Annotated in this window: 21 protein-coding genes; 8 read left to right on the forward strand and 13 right to left on the reverse strand. The window is 66.6% G+C overall.

Annotation, left to right across the window (positions count from 1 at the left end; translation table 11 throughout):
• Positions 1–65: 65 nt before the first annotated feature.
• The 4 genes from AC1DN9_RS07485 to AC1DN9_RS07500 are packed head-to-tail and all read left to right on the forward strand — an operon-like array spanning position 66 to position 4726.
• A complete protein-coding gene (locus AC1DN9_RS07485) occupies positions 66–608 on the forward strand; it encodes a Csu type fimbrial protein (RefSeq protein ID WP_478098788.1) in 543 nt (180 codons plus the stop codon).
• 17 nt (positions 609–625) lie between these two features.
• Entirely contained in the window at positions 626–1360 is a 735-nt protein-coding gene (locus tag AC1DN9_RS07490; protein WP_478098790.1) for a fimbrial biogenesis chaperone, read from the forward strand.
• A complete protein-coding gene (locus AC1DN9_RS07495) occupies positions 1311–3725 on the forward strand; it encodes a fimbria/pilus outer membrane usher protein (RefSeq protein WP_478098791.1) in 2415 nt (804 codons plus the stop codon). The genes AC1DN9_RS07490 and AC1DN9_RS07495 overlap by 50 nt, the downstream gene beginning before the upstream one ends.
• Entirely contained in the window at positions 3722–4726 is a 1005-nt protein-coding gene (locus AC1DN9_RS07500; protein WP_478098792.1) for a Csu type fimbrial protein, read from the forward strand. The genes AC1DN9_RS07495 and AC1DN9_RS07500 overlap by 4 nt, the downstream gene beginning before the upstream one ends.
• Before the next feature lie 19 nt (positions 4727–4745).
• Here the strand turns inward: AC1DN9_RS07500 and AC1DN9_RS07505 are convergent, their stop codons facing one another.
• The 6 genes from AC1DN9_RS07505 to AC1DN9_RS07530 form a co-directional block, all read right to left on the reverse strand.
• A complete protein-coding gene (locus tag AC1DN9_RS07505; protein WP_478098794.1) occupies positions 4746–5207 on the reverse strand; it encodes a hypothetical protein in 462 nt (153 codons plus the stop codon).
• 138 nt (positions 5208–5345) lie between these two features.
• The gene (locus AC1DN9_RS07510; protein WP_478098796.1) at positions 5346–6380 is read right to left on the reverse strand and encodes an ABC transporter substrate-binding protein; all 1035 of its coding nucleotides are present in this window, start codon (positions 6378–6380) and stop codon (positions 5346–5348) included.
• 82 nt (positions 6381–6462) lie between these two features.
• Entirely contained in the window at positions 6463–6813 is a 351-nt protein-coding gene (locus AC1DN9_RS07515; protein WP_478098798.1) for a hypothetical protein, read from the reverse strand.
• Positions 6814–6926: 113 nt separating this feature from the next.
• Entirely contained in the window at positions 6927–8285 is a 1359-nt protein-coding gene (locus tag AC1DN9_RS07520; protein WP_478098800.1) for an ATP-binding protein, read from the reverse strand.
• Positions 8282–8941 carry a response regulator gene (locus AC1DN9_RS07525; RefSeq protein ID WP_478098801.1) on the reverse strand — a complete coding sequence of 220 codons (660 nt, stop codon included), beginning with the start codon at positions 8939–8941 and terminating at the stop codon, positions 8282–8284. The genes AC1DN9_RS07520 and AC1DN9_RS07525 overlap by 4 nt, the downstream gene beginning before the upstream one ends.
• Before the next feature lie 104 nt (positions 8942–9045).
• Positions 9046–10260, reverse strand: coding sequence for a pyridoxal-phosphate-dependent aminotransferase family protein (locus AC1DN9_RS07530; RefSeq protein WP_478098803.1), 1215 nt, complete (start codon positions 10258–10260; stop codon positions 9046–9048).
• Between the two features lie 110 nt (positions 10261–10370).
• On the opposite strand from AC1DN9_RS07530, the gene AC1DN9_RS07535 reads away from it, so the two are divergent.
• Positions 10371–10871 carry a DUF3761 domain-containing protein gene (locus AC1DN9_RS07535; RefSeq protein WP_478098805.1) on the forward strand — a complete coding sequence of 167 codons (501 nt, stop codon included), beginning with the start codon at positions 10371–10373 and terminating at the stop codon, positions 10869–10871.
• A gap of 116 nt (positions 10872–10987) precedes the next feature.
• On the opposite strand, the gene AC1DN9_RS07540 is transcribed toward AC1DN9_RS07535, so the two are convergent.
• The gene (locus tag AC1DN9_RS07540) at positions 10988–11755 is read right to left on the reverse strand and encodes a pseudouridine synthase (RefSeq protein WP_478098807.1); all 768 of its coding nucleotides are present in this window, start codon (positions 11753–11755) and stop codon (positions 10988–10990) included.
• An 87-nt stretch (positions 11756–11842) separates the two neighbouring features.
• Here AC1DN9_RS07540 and AC1DN9_RS07545 point away from each other — a divergent pair, with 87 nt between their 5' ends.
• Positions 11843–12730: a DMT family transporter gene (locus AC1DN9_RS07545; protein WP_478098809.1), complete on the forward strand. Its 888-nt coding sequence runs from the start codon at positions 11843–11845 to the stop codon at positions 12728–12730.
• Here AC1DN9_RS07545 and kdpE read toward each other — a convergent pair.
• The 6 genes from kdpE to kdpF are packed head-to-tail and all read right to left on the reverse strand — an operon-like array spanning position 12693 to position 20788.
• Positions 12693–13385, reverse strand: coding sequence for a two-component system response regulator KdpE (kdpE, locus tag AC1DN9_RS07550; protein ID WP_478098811.1), 693 nt, complete (start codon positions 13383–13385; stop codon positions 12693–12695). The two genes, AC1DN9_RS07545 and kdpE, sit on opposite strands and share 38 nt — an antisense overlap.
• A 7-nt stretch (positions 13386–13392) precedes the next feature.
• Complete coding sequence (locus AC1DN9_RS07555) at positions 13393–16155, reverse strand: DUF4118 domain-containing protein (RefSeq protein ID WP_478098813.1); 2763 nt, start codon at positions 16153–16155, stop codon at positions 13393–13395.
• 45 nt (positions 16156–16200) lie between these two features.
• Positions 16201–16779: a potassium-transporting ATPase subunit KdpC gene (gene kdpC / locus AC1DN9_RS07560; RefSeq protein ID WP_478098814.1), complete on the reverse strand. Its 579-nt coding sequence runs from the start codon at positions 16777–16779 to the stop codon at positions 16201–16203.
• A gap of 9 nt (positions 16780–16788) precedes the next feature.
• The gene (gene kdpB, locus AC1DN9_RS07565; RefSeq protein ID WP_478098816.1) at positions 16789–18888 is read right to left on the reverse strand and encodes a potassium-transporting ATPase subunit KdpB; all 2100 of its coding nucleotides are present in this window, start codon (positions 18886–18888) and stop codon (positions 16789–16791) included.
• Complete coding sequence (kdpA, locus tag AC1DN9_RS07570) at positions 18879–20690, reverse strand: potassium-transporting ATPase subunit KdpA (protein ID WP_478098818.1); 1812 nt, start codon at positions 20688–20690, stop codon at positions 18879–18881. The genes kdpB and kdpA overlap by 10 nt, the downstream gene beginning before the upstream one ends.
• Positions 20690–20788 (reverse strand): K(+)-transporting ATPase subunit F, encoded by a 99-nt coding sequence (gene kdpF, locus AC1DN9_RS07575; protein WP_478098820.1) that lies wholly within the window; start codon positions 20786–20788, stop codon positions 20690–20692. The genes kdpA and kdpF overlap by 1 nt, the downstream gene beginning before the upstream one ends.
• A gap of 346 nt (positions 20789–21134) precedes the next feature.
• Here kdpF and AC1DN9_RS07580 point away from each other — a divergent pair, with 346 nt between their 5' ends.
• Both AC1DN9_RS07580 and AC1DN9_RS07585 read left to right on the forward strand, forming a co-directional pair.
• Positions 21135–21398, forward strand: a complete 264-nt coding sequence (locus AC1DN9_RS07580; protein WP_478098822.1) for a hypothetical protein — start codon at positions 21135–21137, stop codon at positions 21396–21398.
• A 141-nt stretch (positions 21399–21539) separates the two neighbouring features.
• Positions 21540–22514 (forward strand): Bug family tripartite tricarboxylate transporter substrate binding protein, encoded by a 975-nt coding sequence (locus AC1DN9_RS07585; RefSeq protein ID WP_478098824.1) that lies wholly within the window; start codon positions 21540–21542, stop codon positions 22512–22514.
• The last annotated feature ends 34 nt before the right edge of the window (positions 22515–22548 follow it).

Raw genomic sequence — 22548 nt, forward strand, 5'->3', positions numbered from 1 at the left:
TGTAGGAGGACCCCTACATTTCTGCCATTCCTTTCATAACTCGTTCACAAACCTTGGAGCCATTGATGAGAAAGCTGTTTCCATTCGCCGCCATGACCGTCGCCGCAGCAGCCGCATTCGCAAGTGCGGCCATTGCAGCACCGAATCCGGCCACGGCCACGTTCCAAGTTCTGATCAAGGTCAACAAGGCCTGCTCGGTCACGGCGGGCTCGACATCCAACATTGACTTCGGCACCCAGGATTCCTCGGCGACCGGCCTGGCTGCAAATAACACCTTCAGCGTGACCTGTTCCAAGAACACGCCCTATTTCATCGGACTGGTTCCCTCGAACGCCAACACCGCCGGCGCGGGCAGCATGGCTGCCCAGAACGTGGCGCCGGTCACCGGCAATTCGGATTCGGTGCCCTACCAGCTGCGTTCGGCGGCGGGTGCCGCGGGGGCCATCTGGGGGGATACCGCCAGCGGTACCGCGGTCGGAAACGGTGTAGCAGGTACCGGTAGCGGCGCAGCGAAGACGCATACGGTGTATGCAACGATTCCGGGTACGAGCGCCAATGTGACGCCGGACAGCTACGCCGACACCGTCACCATCCACGTCAACTACTAAGACTGAACGCCCGAACCATGCGCTTGCGACACGTTGCCCTCGTCGTGCTCGGCCTTGCCTGCGGAATTGCCGCCGCAAGCGGCCTGCAGGTCTCACCGGTCACGCTGACGCTGCAGCCGTCGCAGAACGCCGACGGCCTGTGGCTCAGCAATACGGGCGACAACGTGGTGCATGCGCAGGTACGGGTCTATCACTGGACGCAGGAAAACGGCGAGGACAAGCTCACGCCCTCGCGCAACATCCTGGTGAGCCCGCCGATGATGCAACTCGCAGCATCGGACCGGCAACTGATCCGCGTCATCCGTACCGGCGCGCCGCCCAGCGGAGCCGGCGCGGTCGAGGACGCATACCGCGTCATCATCGACGAGCTACCGGTCGAGAACCAGGAGGCCAAGAAAGGCCTGCAGTTCGTGCTGCGCTACTCGGTTCCGATCTTCCTCGAACCGGCCGGAACTGCGCCCAGCGCGCCGCAACTGACGTGGTCGCTGAGCCGTGAGGGTGACCATGCCGTCCTGGAAGTGGCCAACGCCGGCGGCACGCACGCTCAACTGGCCGATCTCAATTTCGTCGATGCCGCCGGACGCCGAACAGCCGTCCATGGCGGCCTGCTGGGTTACGTGTTGCCTGGCGCAAAGATGCGCTGGTCATTGAAGACGCCGGTTGCCACCTTTGCCGCCGGTGGCTTCATGGAAACGATGGTCAATGGCAACACGACGCAGCAAAGTCTCCCGGCCATCGAACGCGCGCGCTGAAAGTCTGCTGCTCCTTTCCAGCCTGCTGGCATTCGCCGCGCAGGCAGGGGAGCCTGCAGCCGCAGCCAGCCTTGCGCCCGCACCGATCACCGCCGCCGCTGCCGCTGCCGAAGGCGATCTCGCCGGCCCGCGCGGCAACGATCTCTACCTGGAGCTCAGCCTCAACGGCAATCCACAGGGTCTGGTCCACTTCGGCCTGCGCGATGGTGAGTTGTGGGGCAGCGCGTCCAAGCTGCGTGAACTGGGATTCTTGCTACCGCCGGACGCCACCGACCCGGTGCGGCTGCGCAGCCTGCGCGGCCTGAAGATCGACTACGACGCGGGGCGCCAGAGCCTGGCCCTCAGCGCCGGAACCGACCTGCTTCGCCTGCCCGTGACCGTGGTGAACCCTCCGCCTGTCGCAACCCAGAAGGCCAGCGCCACGCCGGGGCTGCTGCTGAACTACGACCTCTATGGCACCCAGGGCCGCCGCGGCGCGTCGAGCCTGAATGCGTTCACGGAACTGCGCGCATTCGCCGGAGCGTATGTGCTCAGCAACACCATGCTCTCGCAAGCGACACGGCTCGAAGGCGAGGGTTGGGACCGCCAGTCGATCCGGTTGGACACCACGGTCAGCACTTCCTTTCCCGACGACATGCTGACGCTGCGCATGGGCGACACGGTCACGGCCGCGCTGCCCTGGTCGCGCTCCACGCGCATCGGCGGCATCCAGCTGGCGCGCAACTTCTCGCTGCAGCCCTATCGCATCACGGCGCCGCTGCCGGAGTTCATGGGTTCGGCGGTGCTGCCGTCGCAGGTCGATCTCTTCATCAACGGCATGCGCCAGTCCACGAACCAAGTGCCGGCTGGCCCGTTCCAGCTCAACACGGTGCCCGGCATCAGTGGCGCCGGCAACGCGCAGGTGGTGCTCACCGATGCGCTCGGGCGGGCAACAACGCTCAACTTCTCTCTCTACGACACGCAGCGCCTGCTGCAGGAAGGTCTGTCCGACTGGTCGGTGGACCTCGGTGCGGTGCGGAAGAACTACGGCATCAGCTCGTTCGACTACGGCAACGACCCCGCCACCAGCGGCGTCTGGCGCTATGGCGTGAGCAACAACCTCACAGTGGAAACGCACGCGGAGGCCACTCGCGGGCTGGTCGCGGGTGGTGTCGGCGGCGCCTGGCTCCTCGGACAGGCCGGCGTGCTGTCGAGCGCCGTGGGCGCCAGCAGCAACGAGGGGCATCAGGGCCAGTTGCTGAACCTGGGCTACAGCTGGCGCAATGACCGGTTCAATTTCGGCTTCGACGAGACCACCACGCGGGGTGAGTATCGTGATGTCGCGTCGCTCTATGGAAGCCCCACGCCCCGCGGAACCGGCCGCGCCACGATCGGCTACAGCACCGACAATTTCGGCAGCTTCGGCCTCAGCTATCTCTATCTGCAATATCCCCAACAGGACGCCACGCGTTTTGCAAACGCCTATTGGTACAAGTCGCTTGGGCGGAACGCGTCGCTGAGCGTGAGCCTCAACCAGAACCTGACCGACCGGCGCGAGCGCAGTCTCTTCGTTGGCTTCACCTGGGCACTGGACGGCAATGTCACGGCCAACGCCGGCGTCCAGCGCAACAACGACCGCAACGTCTACACCGCCGATGCCCAGCGCTCGACGCCAAGCGACGGCGGCATCGGTTGGCGTGCCGGCGTGAGCCAGGGGGAGGGCCAGAACGGAGCCCGGGGCGAAATCGACTACCTGGGCCGTTACGGCCGGGCCGTCGCGGGCGTCAGCGTGCTCGGCAACAGCAGCTATGCCTACGCTGGCAGCTCCGGCTCGGTCGTATTCATGGGCGGCCAGACCTTCGCGGCGCAGCATATCGACGATGCCTTCGCCGTGGTCTCCACCGATGGTGTCGCGGGCGTGCCCGTGAAACTCGAGAATCGCCCGATCGGCACCACGGACAGCAAGGGCATGCTGCTGGTGACACCGCTCAACGCCTACCAGAACAACCAGCTCGCCATCGATCCGATGCAACTGCCCGCCGATGTGCGCATCGAGCGCGTCAAGACCCTCGCCACCCCCAGCGACCGTGCCGGCACGCTGGTGCGCTTCGGAATCTCGCCGATCCGCGCGACCGCCCTGACACTTGTGGACGAGGCCGGCCAGCCGCTGCCCGTGGGCAGCCTGGTGCGCGTCAACGGCCAGACGGAGCCCGCCATGGTCGGCTTCGACGGCGCGGCATATCTCGATACCCTGGACACTCACAACACGCTCGTCGTGCAGATGCCCAGCGGCAGCAAATGCCACACGAGCTTCGATTACCACAAGGAAGGCGACAGCATCCCCCAGATCGGGCCGCTGCGCTGCATCAAGGAGGGCACCCCATGAGTCTTTCGATCCGCGCCTGGCACGCTTTGCTGCTGCCGCTACTGTGTGTCGTGCTATGGGGACTGCCCGCGGAAAGAGCGCAGGCCGCTGTCAGCTGTACCGCGACGATGACCAATGTCGACTTCGGCAGCGTGGACCTGGTCAGCGGCGGCAGCTTCACGACCACCGCCACGCTGAACTACACCTGCACCAACAACAACAACGCGCGGACTTACGCACGCGTCTGCTTCGATGTCGGCGACGGAATCGAAGGCACGGGCAACTTCAATCCGCGTGTCATGAAAGACACCTCCGGCAATTCGCTGCAATTCCAGATCTACCAGCCACCGGGCTTCAGCATCGTGCTGGGCTCGGAGTACAACACCATCACGCCGACGCCCTATGTGGTGAATCTGGATCTCGCCAAGGGCGCTGCCAGCAACGGCAGCGCGTCGATGCAAGGCCGCCTCGTCAGCGGCCAGACGACGGTGCCGCCCGGAAGCTACCAAGGTCAATTCATCGCGAACCATACGGCGGTCACCATCACTGAGAGCACCACCGCTCCACCGACCAGTTGCAGCGGCAACAGCTCGACCACTTTTCCCTTCACCGCCAAGGCCACCATCATCAAGAGCTGCGTGGTGTCTGCGAACCCCCTGGACTTCGGCAGCGTGGACGGTTTGCCGGGCGCCGCCAATGTCGACAAGTCGACCACCATCGGCGTCATGTGCTCCAAGCCAACGGCCTACACAGTCGCTCTGACGCCGTCCAACGGCAACACGGCGGGGGTCGGCACCATGCTGCCGACGATCGGGGGCAATACGGACAAGGTCCCCTACCAGCTCTATAGCGATGCCAATCGCGCTACTCCCTGGGGCGGTCAGGTGGGGACCAATACCCTTCAGCGCACCGGCGATGGCACGACCCAGTCCCTGACCGTGTATGGCCGGGTTCTCGGCACCAGCGTCAACGTCAGGCCCGACGACTACAAGGACACCGTCACCGTCACCGTCAGGTACTGACGGCGATCACCGGCGTTCACTAATAGGTCACCGTCACGGTGTGGATGTCGACGGGGTCACTCGCGGGCACTGATGAGGTGTTGTCCGCGCCCGTGCCCATCGCGGTGCCGGCTCGCACGACACTTCTCCACGCGAGCCCCTGCCTCCTGTCCAGGTTGAGTTGCTTGTCAATGTCGCTGACGCGGCCGTCGACCTTCAACGTGGTCTCCCCGACCTTGGTGAATCGATATTCGCGACCGCCGATGACCATCGATTGGGTGTTGGTCCACACGCGATATTCGTATCCGTCCTTCACGGGCGTGACCTCCAGAACCTTGAACACAGGGAGGATCACCAACTTGACCTGGAAACGTCCCGTCGCCGTGCTCGCACCGAGCAGGGGCTCCGCTTCGCTGGGCAACGGCAGTTGAAGCAAGGTACACAAGGCGGTCAGCGCCGCCACGCGCGTCAGGCTCAGGCCGGCCGGGAATGTTCGGAACACACTTCTGGACATGGGGGCTTAGGCTCGCAACATAGGGTTCGGGGCGTCGTGTAGCGCCCGATATCCCAATATCGGCAAAGCCGCCAGAAAATGAAGTCCCGTTGAGCGGGATGCCAATCACGACCTCTGACCCAGCCCTCACCGCGGCTGCGATTCCACTTCCCGCGTCCAACGCTCGATCAACCGCTTGCGCTCAGCCGCGCTCCCGTACTTCTCGAAGTCATACTTGATGAGCCGCACCCCGTCCATCGACGGGATTCGCGGATCGGGCTTGAACGTCTTGTTGGCCGGCGATTGGAGGCTGCCTGCCTTCGCGCCGATCGACTGGCCCGCCGGGCTCATGAGCCAGTCGTAATAGCGGATCGCATTGGCCTTGTTGCGCGCGCCCTTCACCAGCGCAATGCCGCCGATCTCGTAGCCCGTGCCTTCGCAGGGCGCCACCGCCTTGACCGGATAGTCGTCGAATCGCCACTTGTCGAAGCCGAAGATGAAGCTCACGCCGATGGCGACCTCGCCCTTTGCCACATTGGGCGCCTGGGCCTGCCCGCTGCGGGTGTAGGCGATGGTGTTGCGGTGCAGCTTCCGCAGGTAGTCGAAGGCCTGGTCTTCGCCCATCAGTTGCACCAGGCCGGCGACGATCGTGTAGCCGGTGCCGCTCGTGCCGGGGTGCGACATCTCCACCTCGCCCTTGTATTCGGGCTTGATCAGATCGGCCCAGCAGCGGGGTTCGCGCAGATGCTTCTTCTTGAGCACCTCGGTGTTAAAGCCGAAGCCCATCGCACTGGTGTAGAAGCCGCCGACCATGTTCTGCGACATGGCGTACTGGCGCACGGACCAGTCGTACAGATCGTTGATATAGGCCGGCCTGTAAGGATCGAGCAGACCCTGCTCGGCGGCCTGGAGAAAGGGATCGCCGGTGCCGCCCCACCAGATGTCGGTCTTGGGATTGGCGGCTTCCGCGCGCAACTGGGCGCCGATCTCGCCGGTGCCCTTGTGCGCCTGGAGCACCCGGATGCCGGTGGCGCGCCCGAATTCCGCGGCCGCCGCCTCGCACCAACCGGCGTCGGTGCTGCAGAGGGCATTGACCGCCCCCTGCGCGCTGGAATTCGTCGACGTCGCCAAGGCGATCAGTGCGCCGACGACGACGAATGATCTGCAAACGAAAAAACGCATGGCGCATCCCGGGCTTCACGAAGGAAGCCGCAGGATAGCGCCTGACCCAGCGAATCGCGCAGTCCGCTTGGAGTGACAGCAATCAGTGGGCCGCGCCGCCCGTGATGCCGGCCATGCCGGTCGATTGGCCGAGCGCCTCGGTCTGCATCGGGTGCGCCGCTTCGATGGCGCCCTTGCGGACCTCTTCGCGCGTGAGCTGTGAAGTGCCCATCGGCGCCGCAGTCGACTGGCCGACGGCTTCGGTGCCGGTCGGGCGTGCCGCGTCCATCGCACCCTGAGTCACTTCAGGCCTCGGCGCCGAGTTGTTCGTCTGCATCGGACGATAGTCCGACCCATCGGACCCCTGCGTCGACTGCGCACTGGCGGTCACGGAGGCGAATGCCGCGAGGGTTGCGAAGGTGCCAACGGCCAACACTTTGACGGAAGCATGCATAAGGAGTCTCCTCGAGTTCCATGGGGTCGCGCCCCGCGGCGCGACACGCGCCGCGAAGGACCTGCTTTCACTCTAGGCAGGCCGTCTGAGGCGGGAGTGAGCGAAGAATTAGCTCACGATGAGGGCGAGGCCGACAGGTACACCCGCGCGAGCAGGCCGGCACCATCCGACCTGTTCGCGAGCACGATGCGCAGCCCGTTGCGCAACGCCGCCGCCCGCGCAATGGCAAGGCCCAGGCCGCTGCCGCCGACCGGCGCACCCGTGACGCGAAAGAACCGATCGAAGACCCGATCCAGTTGGTCCGACGGAATGCCCGGGCCGTCATCGAGCACATCGACCACCGCATGGCCGTCGACCATGTGCAGCCGCACGTCGACCACCCCGCCCTGCGGCGCATAGCGCACGGCGTTGTCGATCAGGTTGTCGAAGACGCTGCGCAGCTCGGCCGCCGGCGCAGTGACGAGCGGCGCGATGCGTCCCTCGAAGCCCACGTCGACCTGGCGCTGGTCTGCGAGCACCATCATTTGCCCCACGCTGTCGCGCAACAGCGCCGCAACATCGACCGGCCCGCGGGCGCTCGCCGTGGGTGCGTCCTGTCGCGAGAGGCGCAACAACTGCTCGATGAGATGCTGCGCGCGCTTCACGCCGCTTTCGAGTTGGGCGAAGCGCTCGGCGGCGTCGCCGGCCGGCACGTGGGCGCGCAGGTTCTCGATCTGGAGGCCGATCGCTGCCATCGGTGTGCGCAACTCATGCGCCGCGTCCTGCATGAAACGCCGCTGCGCGGAAAGGGTGTTGCGCATCCGCCCGAGCAGGCTGTTGAATGCGGTGACCAGCGGCACGATTTCCTCCGGCACGCGGGCAATGGCCACATCCCCCGTCTCACCCACTTCCTGTGCGGCCACATCGTGCGCGACGCCGCGCAGCGAGCGCGAAGCCGCCGATACGATGAACATCAGGATCAGCAGCGTCACGGGCAGCATCAGCAGGATCGGCAGGCTCTCCAGCACCGCGCGGCGAACGATGCGGTTGCGCCGGAAGCTGTCGTTCTGCACCACTTGCACGCGCGGCATGTCGATCCCCGTTCCAACCTTCGCGGTGTAGGCACGCCACGCGTCCTCGGCCTTGTTGCCGGTGGTCACTTCGCTGAAGCCGGGCTCCGATTGCAGCGGCACGTCGAGGCCGGGCCATGAACTGGCGAGCAGCGTGCCGCCGTCGGCGCTCCAGACCTGGACGACGAAGGCGCCGCGTCGAATGGCATCCTCACGGGTCACGGACTGGAGGGTCGGCGGCCGATGGTGGATCGCATGCGATTCGGCCACCATGCGCATCTGGTCGTCCATGAAGTTGTTGATCAGGCGGCCGTAGGCACCGTACGAGAACCAGATCGTGGCCGCAATGGCAACCACATACAACGCAATCAGCCACAGCAGCAGCCGTCCGCGCAGAGACCGGAGTCGAAAAGGTGCCTTCACGCCGGAACGACTCGCCAGCCAAGCCCGCGGACGTTGCGAATCGCCTCGGCGCCGAGCTTGCGCCGCATGCCGTGGATCAGCACGTCGATCGCGTTGCTGGTGACCTCGTCGCCCCAGCCGTAGATGCGGTCCTCCAGCTGTTCGCGCGACAGGATCGCACCGGGCCGCTCCAGCAGCGCGTGCAGCAGCGCGAACTCGCGTGCGGTCAGGACCTCTCGCGCGCCGTTGACGACGACGTCGCGCGTGGTGAGGTCGAGCTGGAGCGTGGGAGTACCGATCACCGAATGTGCCGCGCCGTCGCGGCGGCGCACCACGGCGCGCATGCGCGCCAGCAGTTCGCGCAACTCGAAGGGCTTGAGCAGGTAGTCGTCGGCGCCGAGATCGAGGGTCTGGATGCGATCGTCCAGCCCGTCTCGCGCGGTGAGCACCAGCACGGGCGTGGCGTCGCCACGCCTGCGAGCGCGCCGCAGCACTTCGGTGCCGTCTTCCTTGGGAAGGCCGAGATCGAGCAACACGCAGGTGTAGCCGCCGTCGGCCAGGGCGCTGTGCGCCAGCGCCCCGTCGCGCACCCAGTCGACCGACCATCCGGCGTTGTCGAGCGCATGCACCAGGCTGCGACCGATCATTTCATCGTCTTCCACGAGCAGGGCGCGCACGGGGTCTCCTTGGGTCCGACACACAATTCGGGAAGAGGCTACGCCGGATTTATGAGGCACGCATGAGCGCGCAGTCTGGTGGCCCGCCCGGCGGCAGGGGCAACTCAGTCGGGAGTCGCCCGCCCTCTTTCAGAAAGCGTCCGCTCCAGTGCGGCCATCCCGACAGGAACATTCAGACTCGCCCCATTGGCGACCAGGCTGATCCCCAGCGCATGCAGAGTCCTGAAAAGGTTGTGCTCTCGGCATTGCTCGCCCATTTGGCCGATACGCAGGATATTCAGGCCGAACGATCCGGATATTTCCACTTTGTGGACGCTGGACATGTAGGCGCGGGCGCCATCGGCCGAAACGGAGTCCGGCACGTTGATGCCGACCACCGAGTTCAGCCGGGAGGCCTTGTCGACCAGCAGCGTCAGGCCCATCGCCTCGATCCCCGCCTGCAGCGCCTCGGAGCAAACCAGATGACGATGAAAACGCGCCTCCAGCGTCTCTTCGCACACCAGGCGCAGCGCCTCGTGCAGGGCCAGGATGCCGGACACGGGCGCGGTGTAGTGGTAGGAGTTCTGGTTCCAGAACTTGTCCGCGAGCTTGGCATCGAGGCACCAGTGCGGCAGGATGCCCTTGCGTCGCTCGATCGCCTCCCAGGCGGCTTGTGAGAACGCCAGCAACGAGACGCCAGGGATCGAAGACAGGCCCTTCTGGCCGCCTGTAATGACGGCGTCGATCTGCCACTGATCCATGTCGAGGCGCATGGTGCTGAGCGTGCAAACCGCGTCGACGACCACGAGGCACCCACGGGCCTTTGCCAGGGCTGCAATGGCCGGGAGTTCCCGGTTCCAGACCGTGTTCGAGGTCTCGCCTTGAACGATGGTGAGGACGTCGTAAGCCTTGGCTTGCAGCTGGGCCCCCACCAGATCGGGACTTGCGCTTTGATTTCCCGGTATCTCGAGAACGTCCACGTCTCCGCCTACACGACGCGCCATTTCGGCCATCCGCTGACTGAAATACCCGTTCGCAACACTCAGGACCTTGGAGCCGGGAGCCACCAGGTTCGTGATCGCCATTTCCATCGCCGCGGAACCGGGCCCCGCCACACCGAGAACATGCGGCGAAGTGGTCTGGAAAACGTACCGCCCCATGGCCTTCACTTGATCGATGACCTTGCCCATCGTCTCGCCGAGATGGTTGATGACGATGGAGTTTGCGTAGGCCACCCGGTGCGGAATCGGAACGGGACCGGCGCCCATCATCAATAGCGGTTCGTCGGGCAGGATGCTTTCGAGGGGGCTGACATGTGGCGGCGGAAAGAAGTGAGTCATGGATTTCGCTGATGGTTGGGTTTCTTGACGGCAGCTTAAGTCAGCTTCTGCTGGGTTCGGCCCCGCAACATGGCCTCGTCTAGTCACACATCGTTTCAGGAGCAGTCGGGATGAAGTTTTCCCTCAGGGCGACGCTGGTCGTGGCCGGCATGTTGGGCGCTTGGAGCGCCCAGGCACAACAAATCCCGGCGGACGCACCGGCCGGGACCACAGTCCAGTGCAAGGATGGCAGCTATGCGGCGCCCGACTCCAAGTCGGGCGCCTGCCATGGCCACAAGGGCATCAAGACCTGGTATGGGAAGGCGGACGCCAAGGGCGCTGCTGCGGCACCTGCGCCAGCGGCTGCGGCGCCAGCTGCAGCCGCCGCGGCCGCCGCGGCGGCTGCACCCGCCGCGACCACGGCCAAAGCCAGGACGATGCCGCCAGACCCTTCCAAGATGACGGCGGCACCCGGCGGCGGCGCGGGCAAGGTCTGGGCCAACGATGAAACCCAGGTCTACCACTGCATGGGTGATCGCTACTACGGCAAGACCAAGAAGGGCGAGTACATGACTGAAGCCGACGCCAAGGCCAAAGGCATGCACCCTTCCCACAACAAAGCATGTACATAAGGCTCGCCCCCAGGCTTCGCGCACTTCGTGTCGCTTCGCCAACCCCCTGCCGGGGGTACTGCACTGCGGCCCGGCGAAGCCGGTTCCGCTGCAGTTCCCGAATCGCTTGCCGAAGCTTAGAAGCGTTCTTGGGGGCCTAGGTAGCGCCATTGGCCAACCGGGAGGTTGCCCAGCACCACATTGCCGATACGGATGCGCTTCAGGCCGACGACCTTGAGGCCGACGAGTTCGCACATGCGGCGGATCTGGCGTTTCTTGCCTTCGGTCAGCACGAAGCGCAACTGCTCCGGGTTCTGCCAATCGACACCGGCCGGCTTGAGCGCCTGGCCGTCGAGGCTCAGGCCGTGGCGCAGCTTCGCGAGTTCCTCGCGCGGAAAAGCCGCCTGCGAGTTCTGCGCGACCGGTCCGTAGGAGACGCGCACCAGATACTCCTTTTCGATCCCCGAGTCCTCGCCGATCAACTGGCGAGCCACGCGGCCGTCCTGCGTCAACACCAACAACCCCACCGAATCGATATCGAGCCGGCCGGCCGGCGCGAGACCGCGCAGTTGCGGCGGCGAGAAGCGGTTGCGGCTCGGGTCTTCGCGCCAGTGCGTACGCGGATTGATCAGCACCACCGCCGGTTCATGACCGTCCTCGGCCTGCCCGCTCACGTAGCCCATGGGCTTGTGCAGCAGGATCGTGACCTGTTGCTGCTGCTGGTGCTGCGCCTTCTTGTCGACTTCGATGCGATCGGTCGGCGTCACTTTGACGCCCATCTCCGCCACCCGGCCGTTGACCTTGACCCAGCCCTGCGCGATCCAGTCGTCGGCCTCGCGGCGCGAGCACAGGCCCAACTCGGCCATGCGTTTGTTGAGACGGGAGGGTTCGGGGATATCGGACATGAATCGGCGGCGGTCGGGTAGCCAAAGATTCTCCGTGATTCGGCGCCGGTGTTCCAATCGCACATCCATCGGCTTCCATGGCGCTCGATGAATCTGGTCATCCTCACTTCGCTCGCGATGCTGGCCTTTGCCGGCAACTCGCTGCTGTGCCGCCTGGCGCTGCTGCACACCGGCATCGACGCGGGCACCTTCACTTCCGTGCGCCTGGTCTCGGGCGCGCTGGTGCTCTGGCTCATCGCATCGCAACGCACGCCGCGCGGGACTCGCCTCGCTGGCGGCTGGCTTTCGGCCCTGGCCTTGTTCGCCTACGCGGAAGCGTTTTCCTTCGCCTACCTCAACCTGTCGGCGGGCACCGGTGCGCTGCTGCTCTTCGCGGCGGTGCAGCTCAGCATGATCGGCTGGGGGCTGTCCCGGGGCGAGCAGTTCACACGGGCGCAGCTTGCCGGCTTCGTCCTGGCTGTCGGCGGCCTGGTCTTCCTGCTGCTGCCCGGCCTGTCAGCACCGCCCCTCGGCGGCGCATTGTTGATGGCGGCGGCCGGCGTGGCATGGGCCATCTACTCGCTGAAAGCCAAGGGCGCCGGCGACCCCACGAACGCCACCGCAGGCAACTTCATCCGCGCCGCGCCCCTGGCGTTGGCTGTCAGCGCCGCGACGCTGCCTTCGATGCACTGGAGCTTGGCGGGCATCGGGTATGGGCTGGCTTCGGGCATCCTGACTTCCGGCCTCGGCTACGTGATCTGGTATGCCGCCCTGCGCGACCTGAAGGTGACCAGCGCCGCCACCGTTCAGTTGAGCGTGCCTGTCATCGCGGCCTTCGGCGGCGTGGCCTTTCTCGGCGAAACCGCAAGCTTGCGCCTGGTGATCGCCTCGGTGCTCGTGCTCGGCGGGGTTGCGATCGTGCTGCTCGCGCGCGGCCACGCGCCACGGGGCAGCACGCTCAAGCCATCAGCCGATAGCCCACCGCCGTCTCGGTGAGCAAGTGGCGCGGCTGCGCGGGATCGGCTTCCAGCTTCTGCCGCAGATGGCCCATGTAGATGCGCAGGTAGTGGCTCTGCTCGCCGTGCGAAGGCCCCCACACCTCGTGCAGCAATTGGCGTTGAGTCAACACCCGGCCCGCGTTGGCGACAAGGACCGACAGCAGACGGTACTCGGTCGGCGTCAGATGCACCTCGGCACCCCCGCGCCGCACCAACCGCGCGGTACGGTCCACCTCGATCTCGCCGAAGCGAAACACGGGCTCGGGCTCCTCGCCGCCAGTTGCCGCCCGCGGCCGGCGCAGGTTGGCGCGAACGCGGGCCAGCAGTTCGCCGGTGCCGAAGGGCTTGGTGAGGTAGTCGTCGGCGCCGGCGTCGAGGGCCGCGATCTTGTCGGCCTCGTCCGTACGGGCCGAGAGCACGATGATCGGCACGCCCGACCATCCCCGAACGTCGCGAATGAGCGAGACCCCGTCGCCGTCCGGCAACCCCAGGTCGAGCACCACCAGATCGGGCTGGCGCGTGCCGGCGGCGGCGAGGCCATCGCGCAGCGAGCCGGCCTCGTGCACTTGCCAGCCTTCGGCTTCCAGCGCACCGCGCACGAAGCGGCGGATCTGGGGCTCGTCCTCGATCACGATGGCGGTGGGGCTGGGCATGGCGGTTTCAGGCGGAAATTCGGGTCGGTTCCGATGCCTCCAACGGCACCGGCGGTGCGCGACGTGGCAGCGTCACGGTGAATTCTGCCCCGCCGCCCACGGCATTGGCGGCCGCGATCTCGCCGCCATGCGCACTCACGACCGCCTTGCAAATCGCCAACCCCAGTCCGACGCCCGGCGTGGCGGATTCCGCCTGGCCGCGCGTGAACTTGTCGAACAGGGTCTGCTCGCGCCCCAGGCGTGCCGACGGCAGGCCCGGGCCGTGATCGCGCACGCTCAATACCAGCGTGCTGTCGGTGACGCGAGCGCCAACAACGACCGGCGGCGCGCCGTATTTGCCGGCGTTCTCGAGCAGGTTGACCAGCACACGCTCGATCAGCACCGCGTCGAATTCGACCAGCGGCAGATCCGCAGGCAGCGCCGTCTGCACTGCCATGTCGCCGAGCGCGGGCCGCGCTGCGCGAATGGCCGAGCCCACCACCTCCTCCACCGACTGCCAGTCGCGCCGCAGGTTGACGGCGCCGCCGGCGATGCCGCTTTCGAGCCGCGCCATGTCGAGCAGGTTGCTGACGAGCGCATGCAGCTGGTGCGCCTGCGCGACGATCGCGCGCGCCACGGCGCGATGCTCGCCACCGGGATCGGGCAGCGCCTGGAACGACTCCGCCAGCGCAATGAGCGCGGTCAGTGGCGTGCGGACGTCGTGCGAAATGGCGCCGAGCAGCGCATTGCGCAGCCGCTCCGATTCCATCTCGACGACGGCCTGCTGCGCCACTTCGACGTAGTGCACGCGCTCCAGCGCGATCGCGATCTGACGCGCCAAGGTGTCAAGTTGCCGGGCCTGCTCCGGGATCAGCAGCCACCGCGGCTGCGCGGGTTCGAGTGCGAGCACGCCGCGCACCCGCATCGGTGCCTTCAGCGGCACGTAGTGCCAGGGCTGCGCCGCCAGCGTGCTCGTCGCGAGTCCAGCCGGCTGACCCTGGCGGAAGGTCCAGTCGGCCACGCTCGGGTCGAAGCCGGACGGAGGCTGGTCGGGCATCACGAGGCGGTCGTTGGCGTCCGTCACCAGCACCAGTGCGTGGCCGCCGAAATGCCCTTCCACCGCGGCCGTGCCGAGTGCCGCGACCTGCGCGCTCTCCAGTGCTGCGGAGAGCTCGCGCGTCAGCTCGAACAGCGATTGCGCCCGCCGCTCACGGCTCGCCGACACACCCGCCGCGAAGCGCAGGCCCGCCGTCAGCTGCCCGACGAGCAGACCGACACCCAGCATGACGCCGAAGGTCACCACGTACTGCACGTCGCTGACAGCGAACGAGAACCGCGGTGAGACGAAGAAATAGTCGAAGGCGGCGACGTTGAGGGCCGCCGCCAAGGCAGCCGGGCCGCGGCCGAACCGTATCGCCACGCCGACCACGCCGAGCAGGAACAGCATCACGATGTTGGCCAGCTCGAGCACCCCCGCGAGCGGCAGCGCAAGCAATGTGATCGCGATGCTGCTGGCCGTCGCCCATGCGTAGCCGGGCCACCGCGCACGCGGGCGGTCGGCATCTTCCACCTCCAGCTCACCGCGCCGCACGCCCGGACGGACTTGCGCGAGACGGCGCGAGCTTTCGGCGCGCGCGACTTCGACGATGTCCACGCCCGGCGCGAGACGCGCCAGATCATGCGTCAGCACGGGAGACCAACGCCAGCGTGCCAAGCCCGTGGCCGGCTCCGGACGCCCCACGACCAGCGTCGCGCAATTGAGCCGCTGCGCCTGCCCCGCGAGTTCCTTGGCGATGTCGACGCCGGTGAGAACCGCCGTCTCCGCGCCCAGCTCCTCGGCCAGCTTGAGCACGGCGAGGATGCCGTCGCGCTGCTTCGCGTCGAGGCGCTGCAGGCGCGGCGTCTCGACGTAGGCCGCGTGCCAGCGCACGTTGAGCTGACCGGCCAGCCGGGCCGCCGTGCGCACCGTCTGGCCCGCCCCCTCGTGCGGACCGACGCACGCGAGGATCGCGCCCGAAGTGTTCCATGCCGGGGGGCCAGCGTCGCCCTGCGGGCCGGACTGCTCGACGCGCCAGCCGCGCACGTCGTCTTCCACGTGCTCGGCGGTGCGGCGCAGCGCGATCTCGCGCAGCGCGATGAGGTTGCCCTTGCGGAAGAAGTTCTGCGCCGCCCGCTCGGCCTGCTGCGGCATGTAGACCTTGCCTGCCGCAAGCCGCGAGGTGAGTTCGTCGGGCGTGACATCGACGAGCACCACCTCGTCGGCCTCGTCGAGCACGGTGTCGGGCACGGTCTCGTGCACGCGCACGCCGGTGATCGCGCCGACCGTGCCGTTGAGGCTTTCCAGATGCTGGACGTTGAGCGCCGACCACACTTCGATGCCGGCCGCGACCAGTTCCTGCACGTCCTGCCAGCGCTTGGCGTGGCGCGAACCGGGTGCGTTGGTGTGGGCCAGTTCGTCGACCAGCAGTACCGCCGGCTTGCGCGCGAGCGCGGCGTCCAGATCGAACTCGGCGAGCTTGTGACCGCGGTAGGCGACTTCGCGCAGGGGCAGCGTGTCGAGTCCGGCGAGCAGCGCTGCGGTCTCGCTGCGTCCATGCGTTTCGACGACGCCGATCAGGACATCGCGCCCGGCCGCGCGTTCACGCTGGGCTGCGCTCAGCATCGCCCAGGTCTTGCCGACGCCCGCGCTGGCGCCGAAGTAAATGCGCAGCTTGCCGCGCTGCGCGCGCTGTTCGTCCGCGCGCAACTGCGCGAGCAGGGTGTCGGGATCCGGGCGGAGATCGTCGTTCATGAGGCGATGCGCCGCAGGTTAGCGCATCAGCGCCATTCCTCCGGCTCAGGGCGAAGGTTGCGCATCCAGCGCGAGATTGAGCGCCAGTACGTTCACGCGCGCCTCGCCGAACAGCCCCCACAGCCGCAACTCGGTGTGCGCGTCGATCAACTGCTCGATCTGGGCAACTGGCAGATTGCGCAGCCGCGCCACGCGCGGTGCCTGGTAGCGGGCGGCAGCCGGACTGATGTCCGGATCGAGCCCGCTCGCCGAGGCTGTGACCAGATCCACCGGCACCGGCACCGTGTTGCCCGGATCGGCTGCGCGCAGCGCTTCGATGCGACCCTTGACGGCGTCGGCCAGCGCCGGGTTCAGCGGCCCCTGGTTGGCACCGCCGGATGAGGCCCCGTTGTAGGGCATCGGCGATGTCGCCGACGGGCGGCCCCAGAAGTGCTTGGGATCAGTGAAGTTCTGCCCGATCAGCGTGGAGCCGACCGGTACGCCGTCGCGAACGATCAGGCTGCCGGCAGCCTGCGCCGGAAAGACTGCCCGCGCGGCGCCGGTGACGGCGAGCGGATAGACGATGCCCGTGAGCGCGCTGAGCAGCACGAACAGCACGAGGGCGGGACGAAGAATGTTTTTCATGAGAGATCCTCAGACCAGATGCACAGCGACCAGCAACCAGTCGATCAACTTGATGCCGATGAAAGGAACGACGAGGCCGCCGAGTCCGTAGATCGCCAGATTGCGCCGCAGCAAGGCCGCGGCGCCGACGGGCCGGTAGCGCACGCCCTTCAGCGCCAGCGGGATCAGGAACACGATCACCAGCGCATTGAAGATCACCGCCGACAGGATGGCGGACGACGGGCTCGCGAGCCGCATCACGTTGAGCGCGGCAAGCTGCGGATAGGTCGATACGAAGATCGCCGGAATGATGGCGAAGTACTTCGCGACGTCGTTGGCGATCGAGAAGGTCGTGAGAGAGCCGCGCGTCATGAGCAACGCCTTGCCCGTTTCCACCACTTCGAGCAGCTTGGTCGGGTTGGAGTCCAGGTCGACCATGTTTCCGGCCTCTTTCGCGGCCTGCGTGCCGCTGCCCATCGCGACAGCCACGTCGGCCTGCGCGAGCGCCGGCGCGTCGTTGGTGCCGTCGCCGGTCATCGCGACCAGGCTGCCGTCGGACTGGTAGCGGCGGATCAGCGCCAGCTTGTCCTCGGGCGTGGCTTCGGCGAGGAAGTCGTCGACCCCGGCCTCGGCGGCAATCGCGGCGGCCGTGAGTTTGTTGTCGCCGGTGATCATCACGGTCTTGATGCCCATGCGGCGCAGTTCCGCGAAGCGCTCCTTGATGTCGGTCTTGACGATGTCCTTGAGCTCGACGATGCCCAGGACGCGGTTGCCTTCTGCGACTGCGAGCGGCGTGCTGCCGCGGCGCGCGACAGCGTCGGCGGCGCGCAGCACCTCGGCCGGCATGGCGCCGCCGATCGCTTCCACATGCTTGCGCACGGCATCGACCGCGCCCTTGCGCAGGGCGACCACGTCAGCGTCCAGGCTGTTCGGTGCAGGCGGCAGATTCACGCCGCTCATGCGCGTTTGCGCCGTGAAGGGCACGAAGTGCGCGCCTTCGGCGCCGTGGTCTGCGGTGCCGCCGCGGCGGGCCAGTTCCACGATGCTGCGGCCTTCCGGTGTTTCGTCGGCCAGCGATGCCAGCAGCGCGGCGCGCGACAGCTTTTCCTGCGAAATGCCAGGCGCCGTGAGGAACGCACTGGCCTGCCGATTGCCGTGCGTGATAGTGCCCGTCTTGTCGAGCAGCAGCACGTCGACGTCGCCCGCGGCTTCGACCGCGCGACCCGAGGTCGCGATCACATTGGCCTGCATCATGCGGCTCATGCCCGCCACGCCCACCGCCGACAACAGCCCGCCGATGGTCGTGGGGATCAGGCACACGAGCAGTGCGACCAGGGCGGTCATCGACACCACCGTGCCCGCGCCCACGGCGCCGACGCTGAACACCGAGTAAGGCAGCAGCGTCGCGGTGACGACCAGGAACACGATGGTCAGCGCGACCAGCAGGATCGTGAGCGCGATCTCGTTCGGCGTCTTCTGGCGCTTGGCGGCCTCGACCATGCCGATCATGCGGTCGAGGAAGGACTCGCCCGGGTTGACCGAGATCCGCACCACCAGCCAATCCGACAGCACGCGCGTGCCGCCGGTCACGGCCGAGAAGTCGCCGCCCGCCTCGCGCACCACGGGGGCAGATTCGCCGGTGATCGCGCTTTCGTCGACCGAGGCCACGCCCTCGATCACCTCGCCGTCGAGCGGGATCACGTCATGCGTTTCCACCAGCACGACATCGCCGCGGCGCAGTTCTGGCGCCTGCAGTGGCAGCCACTTGCCGCCGTGGAAAGGCTCGACCATCTTCTTGGCCCAGGTGTCCTTGCGCAGTCCACGCAGCGAGGCCGCCTGGGCCTTGCTGCGGCCTTCGGCCAGGGCCTCGGCGAAGTTGGCGAACAGGACGGTGAACCACAGCCAGATCGACACCGCCAGCACGAAGGTGGCCGACATGCCGGTCTCGCCGGGATAGCTCAGCGAGTGAACCCAGAGCAGCGTCGTGAGAATGCTGCCGATGTAGACGATGAACATCACAGGGTTGCGCCATTGCACGCGCGGGCTCAGCTTGGTGACCGATGCCCACAGCGCCGGGCGCAGCAGGACGGGGTCGAGCAGCGAGAGCGAAGTTTTCGTTTTCATGTCCATGACTTCCAGAGCATCAGGTGCTCGACGATCGGACCCAAGGCCAGCGCCGGTACGTAGTTGAGCAAGCCCACGAGGAGCACGGTGCCGATCAGCAGCGTCACGAACAGCGGTCCGTGCGTGGGCATGGTCCCGGACGTCACCGGCAGGCGCTTCTTGGCGGCCAATGCGCCCGCGATGGCGAGCACCGGCACGATCACACCGAAGCGACCGAACCACATGACGATGGCCAACAGCGTGTTGTAGAAGGGTGTGTTGACCGAGAGCCCGGCGAAGGCGCTGCCGTTGTTGTTGCCGGCCGAGGTGAACGCGTACAGGATTTCCGAGAACCCATGTGCACCGGGGTTGGCGATACCGGCCTTGCCCGCGTCCGCGATCACTGCGACGGCAGTGCCTGCAAGCACAAGGATGGGCGTGACGAGAATCGCGATCGAGGTCAGCTTCATCTCGTGGATCTCGATCTTCTTGCCGAGATATTCGGGCGTGCGTCCGATCATCAGCCCCGCGATGAAGACCGCGAGGATCGCGAAGATCAGCATGCTGTAGAGGCCCGTGCCGACGCCGCCGAAGACGACCTCGCCGAGTTGCATCAGCACCAGCGGCACCATGCCGCCCAGCGGTGTGAACGAGTCGTGCATCGCATTGACCGCACCGCACGACGCGGCGGTGGTGATGGCGGCAAACAGGCCCGATGCGGCGATGCCGAAACGCACTTCCTTGCCTTCCATGTTGCCGCCCGCCTGCAGTGCGCTGGAGACCTGGTCCGCGCCCAGCGCACCGATCAACGGGTTGCCGGCCTGCTCCGCGGGAATGACCACGATCACGGCCGCGACGAAGAGCACCGTCATCGCCGCAAGCACCGCCCAGCCTTGGCGCAGATCGCCGACCACGCGGCCGAACGCGAAGCACAGCGCAGCCGGGATCAGGAAGATCGCCAGCATCTGGACGAAATTCGACAGCGCCGTCGGGTTCTCGTAGGGGTGCGCGGAATTGGCGTTGAAGAAGCCGCCGCCATTGGTTCCCAGCATCTTGATCGCCTCCTGGGAAGCGACGGGGCCCATGGCGAGCGTCTGCGTGGTGGTGGTCGCGGCTTCGGTCACCGGATTGCCTCGCGCATCCTTGACCGGTTGGCCCGCGGCATCGACCTTGGGGCTCTGGTAGGCCGTGGCCTCGATGGTGGTCACGGTCTTGTAGGCATCGAAGTTCTGGATGACGCCCTGCCCGGCGAAGAACATGGCGATCACGAACGAAATCGGCAGCAGCAGCCACATCGTGATCCGCGTCACGTCGACCCAGAAGTTGCCGACGAAGCCCTTGCCGTCGGTGTTGCGCGCCGCGAAGCCGCGCGCCAGCGCGAAAGCAACCACGATACCGGTCGCGGCGGAGAAGAAGTTCTGCACCGTGAGCCCGAGCATCTGCGTCAGATAGCTCATCGTCGATTCGCCGGCATAGCCCTGCCAGTTGGTGTTGGTCACGAAGCTCACCGCGGTGTTGAAGGACGAGTCCGAAGACACGGCGGCCATGCCTGCGGGATTCAACGGCAGCAACGCCTGCAGACGTTGCAGGCCGTAGACCGCCAGCGCGCCGATCGTATTGAAGGCCAACAGCGCGACGGCGTAGCCGCGCCAGTGCATCGATTGCCCGGCCGAAGTGCCGGCAAGCTTGTAGAGCGGCGCTTCGACACGCTGCATCCAGCGCGGCAGGCGCCCATCGCACAGAACGGCCAGGTAGCGCCCCAGCGGCCAGGCAAGCACGCCGAGCACGACCAGATAGAGAGCCAGCAGGCCCCAGGCAGAGGCGTCCATCAGAATTCCTCCGCGCAGATGAGCGCGAATACAAGGTAGGCGAACAGGATCACGGCGATCAGCCCGCCGAATCCGTAGACAACTTCAAGGCCGATCACGGACGTTCTCCCCTTGGCGTTTCGAGCTTGAAGAGCCCGGCCACCATACCGACCATCACGATCCACAGTGCCGCCAGCGCGGCAATCCATACGATGTCCATCCAATCACTCCTGCATGCGAGACAAGGATTTCAGTCTCGGCAAGAGCGCATAAAAAGGGGGAACAGACTCGACGCGCGGCCGTAAAGAAAGCGTAAATACGCGCGGCAGCGAAGGCGCCGGGCGTGCGCGATTTCACACAAGCATCCGTTGTTGCAATGGCACCCGCAGCCCCGTGAAATCGTTGCTATCTGCCGGTTCGCATGGTGCGTACAACCCTTCTCCACGTGATTCGAAAGGGCACACCATGGATACCGAAGCCATCGCACTGGTCGTCGACGAGCCGATCGCAGGCCACTTCTACTGGGTCCTCCAGAAGCAGGACGGCGCTGACTGCCGGCCCATCGACGCCGCCGAAGGCCCGATGCCGACCTACGGCGCGGCCATGATGGCCGGCATCGCCGCGCTGCAGCGCCGTGCCGATGCACGCGGCCCGGACGCCGGCGGCGTACCCATCGTCACGGCCTTCGTGGACCCGTTCGAGGATCTCGGACCGCCCACCGTCCACTGAACGCCCGGTCCGCCGCGGCGGGCTCGCGATTCGATACGACGGTCATCTCGAATTGCGAGTCCTCGGGCAGTCTCGTTCCGGCACACTGACGGCGCATCCAGCGCCGCACCTTGCCGGCACCCCGAACGACGAGACACCCCCATGATCCGAAAACTCCTCACCGCCATCAGCGCTGTCACCGTGGCACTGGCCTTCACCGCCGCCGCGCAAGCCCAGACCTATCCTTCCAAGCCGATCCACATGATCGTGCCGTTCCCGCCGGGCGGCGGCACCGACATCCTCTCCCGCCTGGTCGCGAACAAACTCACCGAAGTCAGCCACTGGACCGTGGTGCCCGACAACCGGGCCGGTGCCGGCGGCACGATCGGCATCGCCGAAGCGGTGCGTGCGGCACCCACCGGCTACGAGATGGTGATGGGCCAGAAGGACAACATGGTCGTCGCGCCCTGGCTCTACAAGAACCTGAGCTACGACCCCACCAAGGACCTCACGGCCGTCGCGCACGTGGCCTACACCCCCGTGGTCATCGTCACGCGCAGCGATTCGAAGTTCAAGACGCTGGCCGATGTCGTCAATGCGGCGCGCGCGGCGCCCGACACCATCACTTACGGCTCGCCCGGCAACGGCACGACCATTCACCTGGCCGGCGAGATCTTCAACACCGCCGCCAACATCAAGATGCGGCACGTGCCCTACAAGGGCTCCAACGCCGCGATGATGGACGTGCTGGCCGGCAACGTCGACCTGATGGTGTCGTCGCTGCCCTCGGCAATGGGCCAGATCAAGTCGGGCAAGTTGCGCCCGCTGGCCGTGACCTCCCTGCGCCGCAGCAGCTCGCTGCCTGACGTGCCGAGCGTGGCGGAACTGGGCTACAAGGATTTCGACGTGAGCACCTGGTACGGTCTCTTCATGCCCGCCGGTACGCCGAAGGACATCGTCGCGAAGGTCAACGCCGAAGTGAACAAGCTGCTCGCGACGCCCGACATGAAGGCGGCGATCATCGCCCAGGGCGCGGAGCCGCAGAGCATGACGCCCGAGCAACTGGCCACGCTGCTCAAGAATGACTACCAAAAGTGGCGCGGCATCGTTCAGGCCTCTGGCGCGACCATTGAGTAGCACCCCCAGGTTGGCTCACTTCGTGTAGACGCCC

The organism is Variovorax sp. 05L425 (genome assembly GCF_056397705.1).